This is a genomic window from Kitasatospora sp. CB02891, from assembly GCF_002803145.1.
Taxonomy (GTDB): domain Bacteria; phylum Actinomycetota; class Actinomycetes; order Streptomycetales; family Streptomycetaceae; genus Kitasatospora; species Kitasatospora griseola.
Genome location: NZ_NNBO01000013.1, coordinates 152,317 through 166,717, shown reverse-complemented (window position 1 = coordinate 166,717; position 14,401 = coordinate 152,317). Strand labels below are relative to the sequence as shown.

At 73.0% G+C, this 14,401-nt stretch carries 12 protein-coding genes and 2 tRNA genes; 8 read left to right on the top strand and 6 right to left on the bottom strand.

Annotated elements, in window-relative coordinates:
- Positions 1 to 6: 6 nt before the first annotated feature.
- On the bottom strand, positions 7 to 2,058 hold the full coding sequence (locus tag CG736_RS26435) for a phosphocholine-specific phospholipase C (RefSeq protein ID WP_100588666.1): 2,052 nt from the start codon (positions 2,056 to 2,058) through the stop codon (positions 7 to 9).
- A gap of 195 nt (positions 2,059 to 2,253) precedes the next feature.
- Between CG736_RS26435 and CG736_RS26430 the strand changes: the two genes are divergently transcribed.
- Entirely contained in the window at positions 2,254 to 2,526 is a 273-nt protein-coding gene (locus CG736_RS26430; RefSeq protein ID WP_100588665.1) for a hypothetical protein, read from the top strand.
- 201 nt (positions 2,527 to 2,727) lie between these two features.
- Here the strand turns inward: CG736_RS26430 and CG736_RS26425 are convergent, their stop codons facing one another.
- Both CG736_RS26425 and CG736_RS26420 read right to left on the bottom strand, forming a co-directional pair.
- Positions 2,728 to 3,363 (bottom strand): pentapeptide repeat-containing protein, encoded by a 636-nt coding sequence (locus tag CG736_RS26425; RefSeq protein ID WP_100588664.1) that lies wholly within the window; start codon positions 3,361 to 3,363, stop codon positions 2,728 to 2,730.
- A gap of 7 nt (positions 3,364 to 3,370) precedes the next feature.
- Positions 3,371 to 4,546, bottom strand: a complete 1,176-nt coding sequence (locus CG736_RS26420; RefSeq protein ID WP_232734187.1) for a low temperature requirement protein A — start codon at positions 4,544 to 4,546, stop codon at positions 3,371 to 3,373.
- 499 nt (positions 4,547 to 5,045) lie between these two features.
- Here CG736_RS26420 and CG736_RS26415 point away from each other — a divergent pair, with 499 nt between their 5' ends.
- The 5 genes from CG736_RS26415 (at position 5,046) to CG736_RS26395 (ending at position 9,762) form a co-directional block, all read left to right on the top strand.
- Positions 5,046 to 5,804, top strand: coding sequence for a DUF4239 domain-containing protein (locus tag CG736_RS26415; protein WP_232734186.1), 759 nt, complete (start codon positions 5,046 to 5,048; stop codon positions 5,802 to 5,804).
- A gap of 80 nt (positions 5,805 to 5,884) precedes the next feature.
- Positions 5,885 to 5,958 (top strand) — tRNA-Lys (locus tag CG736_RS26410).
- A gap of 122 nt (positions 5,959 to 6,080) precedes the next feature.
- Positions 6,081 to 6,154 (top strand) — tRNA-Lys (locus CG736_RS26405).
- A 283-nt stretch (positions 6,155 to 6,437) separates the two neighbouring features.
- On the top strand, positions 6,438 to 8,720 hold the full coding sequence (locus CG736_RS26400; protein WP_198520618.1) for a transglycosylase domain-containing protein: 2,283 nt from the start codon (positions 6,438 to 6,440) through the stop codon (positions 8,718 to 8,720).
- Between the two features lie 40 nt (positions 8,721 to 8,760).
- The gene (locus CG736_RS26395; RefSeq protein WP_100588662.1) at positions 8,761 to 9,762 is read left to right on the top strand and encodes a DMT family transporter; all 1,002 of its coding nucleotides are present in this window, start codon (positions 8,761 to 8,763) and stop codon (positions 9,760 to 9,762) included.
- Positions 9,763 to 10,322: 560 nt separating this feature from the next.
- Here CG736_RS26395 and CG736_RS26390 read toward each other — a convergent pair.
- From CG736_RS26390 to CG736_RS26380, 3 genes are read right to left on the bottom strand one after another with little or no spacing between them, the layout of a single operon-like run.
- Positions 10,323 to 10,622 carry a YciI family protein gene (locus CG736_RS26390; RefSeq protein WP_100588661.1) on the bottom strand — a complete coding sequence of 100 codons (300 nt, stop codon included), beginning with the start codon at positions 10,620 to 10,622 and terminating at the stop codon, positions 10,323 to 10,325.
- A 4-nt stretch (positions 10,623 to 10,626) separates the two neighbouring features.
- Positions 10,627 to 11,301 (bottom strand): response regulator transcription factor, encoded by a 675-nt coding sequence (locus tag CG736_RS26385; RefSeq protein ID WP_100588660.1) that lies wholly within the window; start codon positions 11,299 to 11,301, stop codon positions 10,627 to 10,629.
- Entirely contained in the window at positions 11,298 to 12,446 is a 1,149-nt protein-coding gene (locus CG736_RS26380) for a sensor histidine kinase (protein ID WP_100588659.1), read from the bottom strand. The genes CG736_RS26385 and CG736_RS26380 overlap by 4 nt, the downstream gene beginning before the upstream one ends.
- A gap of 209 nt (positions 12,447 to 12,655) precedes the next feature.
- On the opposite strand from CG736_RS26380, the gene CG736_RS26375 reads away from it, so the two are divergent.
- Both CG736_RS26375 and CG736_RS26370 read left to right on the top strand, forming a co-directional pair.
- Positions 12,656 to 13,348, top strand: coding sequence for an ABC transporter ATP-binding protein (locus tag CG736_RS26375; protein WP_100588658.1), 693 nt, complete (start codon positions 12,656 to 12,658; stop codon positions 13,346 to 13,348).
- Complete coding sequence (locus CG736_RS26370) at positions 13,345 to 14,397, top strand: ABC transporter permease subunit (RefSeq protein ID WP_100588657.1); 1,053 nt, start codon at positions 13,345 to 13,347, stop codon at positions 14,395 to 14,397. Before CG736_RS26375 ends, CG736_RS26370 begins: the two co-directional genes overlap by 4 nt.
- Positions 14,398 to 14,401 lie beyond the last annotated feature (4 nt).

The window sequence follows — 14,401 nt, the reverse complement described above, 5'->3', positions numbered from 1 at the left end:
GCCGCGTCAGCCGGAGATCGAGGCGGCGCCGGTCTCCAGGTGGCCGGTGAAGCGCTGCGACCAGCTCGGGTCGCCGCTGACCGTCACCGTGAAGTCGTACCAACCGTTGGTGTAGGCCGCTGCGTTGAACCAGTCACTGGTGCTGGCCCCGGCGGCGACCTGGTAGGTCCAGGGGCCGTCGGTGCGGTAGTTGGTGGAGGTGACGGTGAACGTCACGGGGGCGGTGCCGGTGTTGGCGAGCTTGAACCAGAGGGCGAGCTTGCCGGTGTCGGGGGCGGGCGCGTAGGTCGCGGTGACGGCCGCGTTCTTGCCGGCGGCGGTGGCGTCGCCGGTGAAGCGGCGCAGGAAGCGGTTCGGGCCGACCACCGTCAGGTCGTACTTGCCCGCGCCGTAGCCGGTGCCGCAGTTGAAGAAGTCGCTGGTCGCCGCGCCCGGGTCGACGGTGTACTGCCAGGGGCCGCCGGAGCGGTACGCGTTGGCGTACGCCGCGAAGTGGCTGGTGGCGCTGCCCGCGTTGGACATCGCGATCCAGACCTTCATCACCCCGCCGGAGCCGAACTCCAGGTGGTCCAGGTTCGCCACCGGCTGGTACGGCAGCGCCCGGGCCGGACGGGTGCCGGCCTCCTGCGCGGGCAACTGGTTGTTGACGGGCGCCGGGTTCGGCAGCGGGCCGCAGGCGGCCAGACCGATGGTCCCCGAGGTGTCGGGCAGCGCGGGCATCCCGTACACCGGGTTCGCGAAGTCGAACAGTCCGGTCAGGTCGCCGCACACCCGGCGACGCCAGTCCGAGATGTTCACGCACGTCGCGGGCCGGCCCTGGGCGGCCGTCCACTTCTCCAGGAAGCGCAGCACCGAGGTGTGGTCGAAGGTCTCCGAGGACACCCAGCCGCCGCGGCTCCACGGGGAGACGGCGAGCATCGGGACGCGGAAGCCCAGGCCGATGTTGGTGCCGCTGTAGAACTCCCCGGCGGTGCCGGCGGGTGCGGCCGGCGGCGGGACGTGGTCGAAGAAGCCGTCGTTCTCGTCGTAATTGACGAACAGGATCGAGGAGTTGAAGACGTTCGGGTCGGCGTTCAGGGCGTCCATCACGTTGTGCACGAAGTGCGCGCCGTCGGCCGGCGTGGCGTACGGGTGCTCCGAGGACGCCTGGTCCGGCACGATCCACGACACCTGCGGCAGGGTGCCCGCCAGCACGTCCGCCTTGATCGCCGCCACGATGTCGTCCGGCGTCCGGTTGGTGACCTTCGGGACGGAGCCCATGCCCTTCACCGCGAGGGCGCTGCCCGCCGGGGCCGAGGAGAACTGGGCGAAGTACGCCAGCGCGTTGTCGCCGTAGTTGTCCGACGCGTTCTGGTAGACCTTCCAGCTCACCCCCGCGTTCTCCAGCGCCTCCGCGTACGTCTGCCAGCGCAGCCCCGACTCGTCGCCGCCGTCGTACGCCGGGCCGCCCGCCGCGCCGGACGGGTCGATCTGGCCGGACCAGTGGTAGGTGCGGTTCGGGCCCGTCGCGCTCAGCACCGAGCAGTGGTAGGCGTCGCAGACCGTCCAGTTGTCGGCCAGCGCGTAGTGGAACGGGATGTCCGCCCTGGTCAGGTAGCCCATCGTGCGGACGTTGCCCTTGGCCGCCACCCAGGAGTCCAACTTGCCGCCGTTCCACGCCTTGTGCTGATCGGACCAGGCGTGGCTCAGGTCCCCGTTGCACTGCGCCAGCCGCTCCGGGTCCGCACCGCCGGCCGGCTTGGTGGCGCTGAACTGCCACGGGTACTGACGGCCCAGCAGGTTCGGCTGGTTGAAGACGCTGTAGCCGCCGGATATCTGGATCGCCGAGCGGTCCGCAAAGCCGCGCACGCCCTTGAGCATCCCGAAGTAGTGATCGAAACTCCGGTTCTCCTGCATCAGGACGACGATGTGCTTGGCGTCCGTGATGGTCCCCGTGGTCCCCGCCGGCGCCGCGACCGCCGGGACCGTCCCGCCCGCCACGCCCGACCCGGCGACCGCCGCACCGGCCGCCGCACTCGCCGACAGTGCGATGAACTTCCTACGACTCAGCTCTGCCACTTTGACCCGCCCGTCCCTTCGGCTGCTGCTGATGATGTTGTTCAGACACCTCGTGCCGAACGCCGAGCATCCTCACGCAGCCGGGGCGACATGGCCATGACTTTCCCCGAAGGATTGTTGGACTGTTCACCAGATGAACGGCGGGTACCCAAAGGGCCGTTGACGGCGCCCCGGCCCGGGCGGATGATCTCCCCCGTGATCACGCTGGCCGGCCGACAGACCGAACACCCCGGCGCGCTCCTCATCTTCTGGGGCGTGCTCGTGATCCTGTTCGGCGCCTTCCACGTCTCGAAGTGGTTCGGCCGGCTCCAGAAGTTCCTCATGCAGAGCATCCCCGACCCGAAGCCCCGCCGCCCCGGCGACCGCCCCCTCCTGACCCCCACCAGCGCCCGCATCCTGGGCACCATCGCCATCACCATCGGCCTGACCGCCACCACCATCGGCACGATCACCGCCCTCCGGCAGTAGCCCCCCGGGGCAAGACCCACCGCGAAGCCGACCCACCGCGAAGCCGACCCACCGCGAAGCCGACCCACCGCGAAGCCGACCCACCGCGAAGCCGACCCACCGCGAAGCCGACCCACCGCGAAGCGGACCCACCGCGAAGCGGACCCACCGCGAAGCGGACCCACCGCGAAGCGGACCCACCGCGAAGCGGACCCACCTCCTCTACTCCTTGACGGTGATCCCCAACGCCTGTGCGAACTGCGGCGCGAGGTCCAGCAGTTGGTGCGTCGAGATGATCGCGCCACGCAGCCCGTGGTGGCCGTCCGGCAGGTCGAGGCTGGCGGCTCGGCGGAGGTCCACGCCCTTGAGGGTCGCGCCGCGCAGGCGGACCTCGTTCAGGGTGGAGCCGGGGAACGTCACGTCGGTGAGCTTCGCCTCGGCGAGGTCGACGTCGCGCAGGAGGCAGTCCTCGAAGACCACGTTGCGCAGTGTCGCCCCGCGCAGGTTGACCGCTTCGAGCTTGCACTGCCGGAAGACGGTGCGGCGGATCGCGGAGCTGTGCGCGGAGATGCCGGCCAGCACGGTGGAGTCGATCTCGGTGTCCTGCCACTCGCTCTCGGCGAGGTCGACCCCGACCAGTCGCCCGCCGTGCAGCCACACCTCGTTGAAGCCGGCCCGGCGCAGCTTCGCGCTCTCCGCGCGGATGCCGGTGAACGCGCATTCCAGGAAGGTCGCGCCGCCGAGCTGCCCGGTCAGGTCGAGGTCGTCGAAGTGGACGGTGTCGTAGCGGGTGTCGGCCCGCAGCGGCCCGGTGTGGCGTTGCAGCAGGCGGGCGTAGGGGAGGTCTTCCAGGCGCACGGTTTCGTCAGCTCCGTTTCACGGTCTGCGTGGTCAGGGCGATGCCGATGGCGACGGCGAACGCCACCAGGAGGCCGGCGATGGGCACGCCGGCGTCCCCGGCAAGCGTCGCAGCCAGCACCGACAGCGCGGCGAGCGGCAGGATCGGCTGGGCGGCGCCGCGCTTGTGGTGGCGCACGTGCAGGGCCCAGACGGCGAACAGGAACAGCGCGGTCGGGACGGTGACGGCGGCGGCCGCGGCCCGGTCGGTCAGCTGGGTGGCGCCGACCGCGTGCTGGACGGCGACCACCAGTCCGGCGCCGACGGCGGCCGCGGAGGCGAAGACGACGTAGTGGCCGTAGCCCCAGGGCAGCGCCTGGCGGGCGGAGTTCAGGTAGGGGTGGGCGTCGTCGGCGAAGTAGATCCACCAGGCGCCGAAGCAGATCAGCAGTCCGCCGCCGGCGATCGGCAGCAGTTCGGCGACGGCCTTGTGCTCGTCCAGCGCGGTCTGGATGGCGACGGTGGCGGCGGCGACCGTCTCGCCGAGCACGATGATGGTGAACAGGCCGTACCGCTCGGCGATGTGGTGCCGGTGCCACGGGGTCCGGTTGTGGGTCTCGGCCCAGACGGGGACGGCGAGTTCGGCGATCACACCGACCGCGAACAGCACCGGGCGGGCCGTGTCCGGGACGAACAGCAGCACCACCCAGAACGCCTGGACGACCGTGATGCCGAGGGCGTAGCGCAGCGCGGCGGTCCGGGCGGGCCCGCTCTCGCTGCGGGCGGCGCGCAGCCACTGGGTGACCATGGCGAGGCGCATCAGCAGGTAGCCGACCACCACGAGGTCGAGGTTCTGGTCCCCGAAGAGGCGTGGCACGCCCGCGGCGAGCACCAGCACGCCGGTGATCTGGACGAGCGTGGTGAGCCGGTAGGGGACGTCGTCCACGTCGTACGCGGAGGCGAACCAGGTGAAGTTCATCCACGCCCACCAGATGGCGAAGAAGGACATCAGGTATCCCGGCAGGGCGACCGAGAGGTGTCCGGCGGCCAGCGCGTGGGCGAGTTCGTGGCCGGCCTGGGCGATGGCCACCACGAAGCACAGGTCGAAGAACAGCTCCAGCGGGGTGGAGACGCGATGGGACTCGCCCCGGTCGCGGGCCAGCATCCGGCGGACCGGACGGTAGCGGTCGGGGGCGGCGGTCATCGGCCTGCTTTCACGGCGGGGCCGCGCGGCTGGGAGCGCGCGCGGCCGGGGAGTTGCTCTCCCCACGATCCTTGCATCCGGGGCGCGAGGCCGCACGGACCGTCCCCGAACCGCCGATTGGCCCGGTTCGTCCGGTTCGGCCGTCCGTCAGGCAGAGTTGACGCCGCAGTGCGCGATCCGGGTGACAGCTGGGGCCGTCCGGGGCGTGTGATGCGCAGCTTGTCCCGTCCGCCCCGTTTGGCCCGATAGATTCCTCTGCGGATGGACGGGCGGACGGCCGCTTCACGGGCAACGCGGAAGGTCAAGGAGGAAGGCGCGGACTCTGGGGGCGGACATGCCGCCGCGTCCCTGTTTCCGCCCGCCGGCACTCCTCGCGATCACCGCGCTGTCCGGCGGCGACTGACGGCCGGTCGGACCATCCCCGTTCGCCGGGCCCGGCTCCCCCGTGGCCTGATGGCGGTGTCCGCACAGGTGTCCACCGAGGTCAGTGGGGGTCGTCGTGAACTGGGTCGATGGCGCGATCCTGGTCGGCATGCTGGTGGGCACGGCGGCCTGCATGCTCCTGGTGCAGCGCTACGCCTCCGTCCCGGCCCGGGTGAACTGCAACGACGTGGCGGGCTTCATCTTCGCCGCGGTCGGCGCGTTCTACGCGGTGCTGGTGGCCTTCGTGGTGATCGTGGTGTGGGAGAACACCTCGACCGCGCGGGCGACGACCTTCGAGGAGGCGGACGAGCTCGCCGGGGTCTACTGGATGTCCCGGCAGATGCCGCTGCCGGAGGGCGCCCAGCTGGAGGGGCTGACGCTCAGCTACGCGCACGCGGTGGTGAACACCGAGTGGCAGCAGATGACCGGGCACCACAGCGACCCGGCGGCGACCGCGTTGATGTACCAGGTCCGCGACACCGCGCTGGCCTTCCAGCCCAACGACAACCGCGAGTCGACGATCTACCAGAACCTGGTGCAGCACGTGGACGGCCTGGCCAGCAAGCGCCGCGCTCGACTGAACCTGATCGCGGACTGCGTACCGCCGCTGCTGTGGGCGGCGCTGATCGCCGGCGCGGTCGTCACCATCGCCTTCACCTTCCTGTTCGGCCTGTCCAACACCTGGGCGCACCTGATGATGGTGCTGTCGCTGGCCGGTCTGATCGGGCTGTCGCTGATCGCGATCAAGGAGATGAACTATCCGTTCGACGGGGCGAACTCGGTGAAGTCGACCGCGTTCGAGGTGTTCCTGGCCCGGCTCCCGCCCCCGCGCTGAGCCGCGGGCGACACTGCGTGGCGGCGGCGTCACGATTCGGCGGAACGGCGCCGGGCGTGTAATGTTCTCCAGGTCAGCAGGCGCCGCTAGCTCAGTTGGTTAGAGCAGCTGACTCTTAATCAGCGGGTCCGGGGTTCGAGTCCCTGGCGGCGCACAGACAACCGAAGGCCCCTCGCGAAAGCGGGGGGCCTTCGGCGTTCCCGAGGCCCTGGGCGGCCGCGGGGAACCCGGTTTCACCGCAGGTCGGGAAGCGTGTACTGTTCTCTTCGTCAGCAAGCGCCGCTAGCTCAGTTGGTTAGAGCAGCTGACTCTTAATCAGCGGGTCCGGGGTTCGAGTCCCTGGCGGCGCACAGACAGCCGAAGGCCCCTCGCGAGAGCGAGGGGCCTTCGGCGTTTTTCCGTTCGGCCTGCCGCGGCGCGACTCGATCGTGTGATCGGGCCGACCATGTCCCCGCCCGGGGCCCACTCGTTGTGTGTGAGACGAAGGACACGCAACTAAGAGGGATTTAAAGATCGTCTTAGGAGAAATAGGACATAGGTCCCTAACATCTGACAAGTCGATCGATCAAGCTGGCGAGGTTCATGCCATCGCCCGAGCGAGCAGCCCGTCCGGGGCCTGCGGGAAGGTCTCCGTTGCCTCGAAAGCCCCGTGAACGCACGAAACGAACCGGCTGGCGCCGACTGATACCCACCTGGCGGACCGCACTGGTCGGCCTGGCCGCCTCGATGCTGCTCGGGGTCGGCCTGTTCGCGCTGGGCGTCGCCCTGGTCAAGGTGCCGGACGCGCACGCCGCGGCCACCGCCCAGTCCAACACCTGGCTGTACTCCGACGGGTCGCTGCTGGCCCGGACCGGGCAGACCAACCGGCAGAACGTCCCCCTGGACAAGGTCTCCGCGGACGCGCAGCACGCCGCGCTGGCCGCCGAGGACCGCAACTTCTACTCGGAGGGCGCGGTCAACTTCAAGGGCATGGCCCGCGCCGCCTTCAACACCGCCTCCGGCGGCGCCACCCAGGGCGGCTCGACGATCACCCAGCAGTACGTGAAGAACGCGTACCTGAACCAGAAGCAGACCGTCAGCCGCAAGGTCAAGGAAGTCTTCATCGCGTTCAAGGTGGACGCCACCCAGAACAAGGACGAGATCCTCTCCTCCTACCTGAACACCTCGTACTACGGGCGCGGCGCGTACGGCATCCAGGCCGCCTCGCAGGCCTACTTCGGGATCGACGCCAGCCAGTTGAACGCCGCCCAGGGCGCGTACCTGGCGACCCTGCTGAACGCGCCCAGCGCGTTCGACGTGTCCTCGGCGACCGAGGCCGGCAAGGAGAAGGCGGTGGCGCGCTGGAACTACGTGCTCGACGGCATGGTGGCGGAGAAGTGGCTGGGCGCCGACGAGCGCAAGCAGCTGGCCTTCCCCGAGGTGCAGTCGCCGAAGTCCGCGCCGGGCCTGTCCGGGCAGGCCGGCTACCTGGTGGCCGCCGCCACCTCGTACCTGACCGACAACCACATCGTCAGCGACGCCCAGCTCGCCCAGGGCGGCTACACCATCACGCTGACCGTGGACTCCAAGAAGCAGCAGCAGCTCCAGGACGCGGTGCAGACCCAGCTGACCGACAACCTGAAGCCGGACGCCCGCAAGGTGGACGCGGCCGCGCAGGCCGGCGCGGTGTCGGTCGACCCGAAGACCGGCCAGGTGCTGGCGCTGTACGGCGGCGCCGACGCCACCAAGCACTGGATCGACAACGCCACCCGCACCGACTACCAGGCCGGCTCCACCTTCAAGGCGATCGCGCTGGCCGCCGCCCTGGACTCCGGGGCCCGCACCCAGTACGGCGACCGGATCAGCGCCGACACCGTCTACGACGGCACCAACCGGCGGGCCGTGCGCGGCGCCAAGGGCGTCCCCTACGCACCGCCGAACGAGGGCGAGCGCTCGTACGGCCAGATAAGCCTCCAGCAGGCCACCGACTGGTCGGTGAACTCGGTGTTCGCGCAGCTCGCCCAGGACACCGGGCTGGAGAAGGTCCGCTCCACCGCGGTCGCGCTCGGCCTGCCCGCCGACACCCCGGGCCTGAAGGCCGTCCCGTCGATCCCGCTGGGCTCGGCCTCGCCGAGCGTGCTGGAACTCGCCGGCGTGTACGCCGCACTGGACAACGACGGCCAGCAGATCACCCCGTGGCTGGTGAAGTCGCTGGAGTCCGGCGGCGAGCAGGTCGCACTGCCCGAGCACAAGGCCACCCAGGCGGTCTCCAAGGACGCCGCCCGCGCCACCACCTCGATCCTCCGCGGCGTCATCGACGACCAGGGCGGCACCGGCTACCGGGCCGCCTCGCTGAACCGCCCGGCGGCCGGCAAGACCGGCACCACCGACGACTCCAAGTCGGTGTGGTTCGCCGGCTACACCCCCGAACTGGTCACCGTGGTCGGCCTGTTCGGTCAGGATCCGGCCACCGGCAAGCAGGTCACGCTGGACGGCGTCGGCGGCATGGGCAGCGCGGCGGGCGGCAGGTTCCCGGCGCAGATCTGGACGGCCTACATGAAGTCGGCGCTGGCCGGTCAGCCGGTCAGCTCCTTCTCCGGCGCGAGCCGGACGCCGGCCACCACCGTGCCGTCCACGCCCACCGAGCCCGCCGCGCCGACCCAGAGCCCGTCCGCGACGGACGGCGCGACCTCCGCGCCGTCCCCGACCGCCGGCAACGGCGGCCGTCCGAGCTCGCGGCCCACCGGCGGCGCGGGCAACGGCAATGGCAATGGGAACGGCAACGGGAACGGCGGTGACGGCGGGCAGACCCGGCCCACCCGCACCCCGTCGGCCACGCCCACCGGGGGCGCCACCACCACGCCGGCGCCGACCCCCACCGCGGGAACCGGCACCGGCGGCGGGCTGCTCGGCACTCAGGACCAATCAGCGGGATAGCGCCTTACGACGGAGGGGTTCGAGCTGACACAATGCGCCGATGCACAGCAGCTCGGACCCCTCCGCCATGTCGCTCGACCCGCGCCCGGCGCCCGATCTCCCCCTGACGCCCCACCGCTCCTCCCCCACCCCGACCCGCCGCACCGCCAAGCTGGGGCTGCTGCTGGCACTGGCCTCCGCGGTCGCCTTCGGCGGGTCCGGGACGGCCGCGAAACCGCTGATCGAAGCCGGGCTCTCCCCCACCCACACCGTCTGGCTGCGGGTGGCCGGCGCGGCGCTGGTGCTGCTGCCGGTCGCCTGGAAGCACCGCGACGCGGTCCTGCGCCGACCCGGCCTGCTGATCGGCTTCGGACTGCTCGCCGTCGCCGGCGTCCAGGCCTGCTACTTCGCGGCGATCTCCCGCATCCCGGTCGGCGTCGCCCTGCTCATCGAGTACCTCGGCCCGCCGCTGCTGCTCGCCTACGTCCGCCTCGTCCAGCGCCGCCCCGTCTCCCGCCGGGCGATGGCCGGCGCGGGCGTCGCGGTGGCCGGCCTCGCCCTCGTCGTCGAGGTCTGGCACGGCCTGTCCTTCGACCCGATCGGCGTCCTGTTCGCCCTCGGCGCGGCCTGCTGCCAGGTCGGCTACTTCGTCCTCGCCGACGCCGGCCGCGAGGGCGAACGCCCCGTCGACCCGCTGGCGGTCTCCGCGTACGGCCTGCTGATCGGCGCGATCCTGCTCACCACCTTCGCCCGCCCGTGGAACGCCGACTGGTCACTGCTCGCCCACTCCGTCACCATGAACGGCCACCACCTCCCCGCCCTGGTCCCCGCCCTGTGGATGATCCTGGTCGCCACCGTCCTCGCCTACCTCACCGGCGTCGTCTCGGTCCAGTACCTCTCCCCACCGGTCGCCGGCGTCGTCGCCAACCTCGAAGCCGTCGTCGCCACCGTCCTCGCCTGGGTCCTCCTCGGCGAACACCTCGGCACCCCCCAACTCGCCGGCGGAGCCCTCGTCCTCGCCGGCGCCTTTGCGGCCCAGTCGGCCGCTGCCACCAAGCACTGAGCCCGGACCGCGACCCCGCGGGCCCCGCCGACGGCCCCTCAGCCGGGGGGAGTCATGCGATGGGGACCCCCGAATCGCCGGAGGCGACCCGCGGCCGGCCGAGGAGCGCCTCAAGCTCCGCAGGGACGCAGCGATTTGTCAGGCGGGGAGATCTACCGGCGAGGGGCGAGGTCGAGGCCCTCTCACCCCACCCCCGAACCGCCGGAGGCGACCTGCGGGCAGCGAGAGGAACGCTCGGCTCCCGCTATCAACTGCCTCATGCGCCGGAGAACCTGCGGGCAGTGGGAAGGAAAAGCTCGACCCCGCCATCAACTGACTCATAAGCCGCAAGGCCGCAAGGCCGCAAGGGAGTATCCCGCCTCGGTGACCAGCGAAACGCCGGGCGACGAGGGGGTCAGCAGTCCAGCTCCATCGACTCCCGGGCCCCGCAGCGCCGCCGGAGGCAACCCGGCCGCGACCGGTCCGCCGCCGCGCGGCGGGCGGAAGGCTCGGCCTCACCTCGTCGGCTCCCCCGAACCCCGGAGGCAGCTCTCGGCTCCGCAGGAGTCGTCGGCGGACCGTCAGGCGGGGAGGGTCTGGCGGTGGGGGGCGAGGTCGGGGCCGGTGGTGGTGGGGAGGAATTCGGTGATGCGGTATTCGGTGGCGCCGGCCTGGGCGAAGGGGTCGGTGGCGGCGAGGGCCTCGATCGCGGATCGGCTCTCGGCGACGGCGATGATGACGCCGCCGTCACGGGGCACCTTGCGGCCGGAGGCGAGGAAGGCGCCGGTCGCGTAGTGCTGCTCCAGCCAGGCGATGTGGGCGGGCAGCAGCGCCTCGATGCGCTCCAGCGGGGCGGTGTAGGTCAGCTCAAGGATGAACACCCGATCATCGTACGTTCTGGCGGCCACCGGGCCGGATCAGGCCCGACTCGTAGGCGGCGATGACCAGTTGGGCCCGGTCGCGGGCGGCGAGCTTCTGCAGCAGCCGGCCGATGTGGGTCTTCGCGGTGGACAGGCTGACGTGCAGGTGGGCGGCGATCTCCTCGTTGGACAGGCCGAGTCCGACCAGCACGAGCACCTCCCGCTCCCGTTCGGTGGTCCCGGCGAGCGCCGCCGGGACCGTCGCGGGCTCGGGCCGCCGGGTGTACTCCTCGATCAGCCGCCGGGTCACCCGGGGCGCCAGCAGCGCCTGTCCGGCCGCCACCACCCGGATCGCCTCCAGGAGTTCGGCGGGGCGGGTGTCCTTGAGCAGGAACCCGGCCGCGCCGGCCCGCAGGGCCGCGAACGCGTAGTCGTCCAGGTCGAAGGTGGTCAGCACCAGGACGCGGACGTCGGTCAGCACCGGGTCCGCGGCCAGCGCGCGGGTGGCCTCGATGCCGTCCAGCCGGGGCATCCGGATGTCCATCAGCACCACGTCCGGCCGTTCCCGGCGGGCGAGTTCGACGGCTTCGACGCCGTCCGCGGCCTCGCCGACGGCCGTCAGGTCGGGCGCGGAGTCCACCAGCAGCCGGAAGCTGCCGCGCACCAGCGCCTGGTCGTCGGCGACCAGCACCCGGATCACCGGGCCACCGCCAGCGGGAACACCGCCGCGACCTCGAAGCCCCGCCCGGCGCGCCGCCCGGCCCGGAGCTCCCCGCCGTGCACGGCAACCCGCTCGCGCATGCCCGCCAGCCCGTGGCCGCCGCCGTCCGGACTGCCGCCGCGGCCCTCGTCGGAGACGGTCAGCGCCAGCGCGTCGGGCCGGTAGTCGACCAGCACCCGGCAGCGGTCGGTGCCCGCGTGCCGCACCACGTTGGTGACGGCCTCCTGCACCACGCGATAGCCGGCGAGTTCCAGCCCGGGCGGCAACTCACGCCGCTCGCCGAGCAGTTCGAGCTCGACCCGGACGCCGGCGGCAGCCGCCCGGCGGATCACCTCGTCGAGTTCGGAGAGTCTCGGCGCGGGCAGCCGGTCGTCGTCCGTGCCGGTGCGCAGCACGCCCAGCAGGGCGCGCATCTCGTCCAGCGCGGTGCGGCTGGTCTCCTCGATGGACGCCAGCGCGAGCCGGGCCTGCTCCGGCTGTTGCTCCGCGACGTGGTTGGCGACCCCGGCCTGGACGGCGATCACGCCGAGGCTGTGCGCCACCACGTCGTGCAGTTCGCGGGCGATCAGCAGGCGTTCCTCGCGCAGCCGGGAGCGTTCGTCCTCGATCCGGCGGCGACGGCGCTGGTCGGCCGCGGATCCGGCGGTCCAGCCGGTGACCAGGATCAGCACGACCGTCAACGCCGCTGCCGGGCCGCCGAGTTCGGGCCGCGCCCAGGGCCAGCGCAGGACACCGGCGCGGCACAGCACGGCGACCGCGAGGGCGGCCGCGAGCAGCGCGCCGGAGACCCGGCCGGGCAGCGCCCGCGGAACGGGGTGGAGCGCGACGGCGACGGCCGCCCACGGCGCGGGCGAGGCCGCCGTCCCCGCGCTCAGCGCGGCCAGCGCGAGCACGGCCGACAGGACGGCGACGGGCCGACGGCGGGCGAGCGGCGCGGCGACGGCGGCCACCGCGACCATCGCCCAGTCCGCCGGGCGCGGGCCGGCGCCGACCGGGGAGGTCGACGGCGTTCCGGCCGGCAGCACGTCCCACGCCGCCAGTGCCGCGAGCCCGGTCAGCGCGGCGGCCGCGGCGGCGTCCACGACGGCCCGCGCCCGGGTGCCGAGCGGTCGGTGCAGATCCATGGGCGTCACGTTAGCCGCGGCCGGCGGCGGGGCGGATCGGACCCGGGGACGACGGCGGCCGTCGTCCCCCGGTGCGACGGGAGCCCGCGCGGAGCCCCGGGACCGGCCTGCGGGACGGGCTCCGTTTCCGGCCCGGGGAACGACGCGGTGCGGGCCCGCCGGGCGGGAGGGTGTGCCGGGTCCGAAGGGCCGTACAGGAGGAGGGGCTTGTGATCGAGGCGCGTGGTGCGGGGCGGCGCTTTCGCGGGAGGTGGGCGCTGCGGGAGTGCACGCTGGAGGTGCCGACCGGGCGGATGGCGGGGCTGGTCGGCCCGAACGGGGCGGGCAAGAGCACACTGTTGCAGCTGACGGTGGGTCTTCTCGCCCCGAGCGAGGGCGAGTTGCGGGTGTTGGGCGGCCCGCCGACCGGCCCGCAGTCGGCCCGGATCGGGTTCGTCGGCCAGGACGCCCCGGTGCACCGGTCGTTGACGGTGGCCGAGCACCTGACGCTCGGCGCGAAGCTGAACCGCCACTGGGACGGCGCGGGCGCGCGGCGCCGGATCGAGGAACTGGGGCTGGAGCCGGGCCGGCGGGCGGGCCGCCTCTCGGGCGGGCAGCGGGCCCAGCTCGCGTTGACGCTGGCGCTGGCCAAGCGCCCGGAGCTGCTGGTGCTGGACGAGCCGGTGGCGGCGCTGGACCCGCTGGCGCGACGGGAGTTCCTGGACGGCCTGGCGCGGGCGCGCGCCGACCACGGGACGACGGTGCTGCTCTCCTCGCACCTGGTCTCCGACCTGTCGCGGGACTGCGACCACCTGATCGTGCTCGGCCGCGGCCGGGTGCGGGCGGCCGGCCCGTCGGCGGAGCTGCTGGGCGGCCGCGACCTGGAGGAGTACGTGCTGGAGCGGCTGGAGGAGGCGCGATGACCTGGTTGACGTGGCGTCAGTACCGGATGCACGGATGGCTGGCGCTGGCCCTGCTCGCCGCGGCCTGCGCCGCCCTGCTGCCGACCGGCGGCCGGCCGGCGGACCTGTACGACTCCAGCGGGCTGCCCGGCTGCGCCCGGACGGGGGCGGGCTGTGCGCAGGCCCAGTCGGCGTTCGCCGCGGCGGTGCGGGCCGACCCGGCCGTCACTTCGCTGTTCTACCTGGGAGTGGTGGTGCTGCTGGTGCTGCCGGCGGTGCTCGGCATGTTCGCGGGGGTGCCGCTGGTGGCCCGCGAACTGGAGTCGGGGGCGTTCCGGCTGACGTGGACGCAGGGCGTGACCCGGACGCGGTGGCTGGTCGTCCGGCTGGTCCTGGTCGGCGGCTCGGTGCTCGCGCTGTCCGGGCTGCTGACCTGGCTGGTGAGCCGGTGGGCGGCGCCGCTGGACCGGGCGGCTGCGCTGCCGGGCGGGGACGGCGGGTCGGCGCTGCCGGGGCGGTTCGGTCCGCTGGTGTTCGCCGCGCACGGCCTGGCGCCGGCGGGGTGGGCGCTGTTCGGCTTCGCGGCGGGGGTGGCGGCGGGGTTGCTGCTGCGCCGCCAGGTCGCGGCGATGGCCGTGGCGGCGGCGGTCGTGGTGGCGGCGCAGGTGCTGGTGCCGCTGGTGGTGCGCCCGCAGCTGGCGGCGCCGGTGCGGGCGGAGAGCGCGGTGGTGCTGGCGCCGGACCGGCCGGGGGTGATCCGGATCGAGGGCGAGCGGCTGTACGTGTCGACTCCGGTGGCGGTGCCCGGCGCCTGGGTGGTGTCGGTGCGGACGCTGGCCGCCGACGGCCGTCCGTTCACTGCGGCCGCCCCCGGGGTGTGCGGGCCGGAGGGCTCGCCCCGGCTGTGCCGGGAGACGATCGACGCGATGCACCTGACGCAGCGCGTCGAGTACCAGCCGGCCGGGCGCTACTGGGCGTTCCAGTGGACGGAGGCCGGGGCGCTGGCGCTGCTCTCGGCGGCTGTCGCGGTGGGGTGCGCGGTGCGGCTGCGGCGGGGCGTGGCGGCCTGACGGG

What these genes read in the sequence shown, in the direction of transcription:
- CG736_RS26370 (WP_100588657.1), top strand. Translation starts at nt 13,345, where the DNA reads ATGACCTGGTTGACGTGGCGTCAGTACCGGATGCACGGATGGCTGGCG.
- CG736_RS26380 (WP_100588659.1), bottom strand. Translation starts at nt 12,446, where the DNA reads ATGGATCTGCACCGACCGCTCGGCACCCGGGCGCGGGCCGTCGTGGAC.
- CG736_RS26395 (WP_100588662.1), top strand. Translation starts at nt 8,761, where the DNA reads ATGCACAGCAGCTCGGACCCCTCCGCCATGTCGCTCGACCCGCGCCCG.
- CG736_RS26420 (WP_232734187.1), bottom strand. Translation starts at nt 4,546, where the DNA reads ATGACCGCCGCCCCCGACCGCTACCGTCCGGTCCGCCGGATGCTGGCC.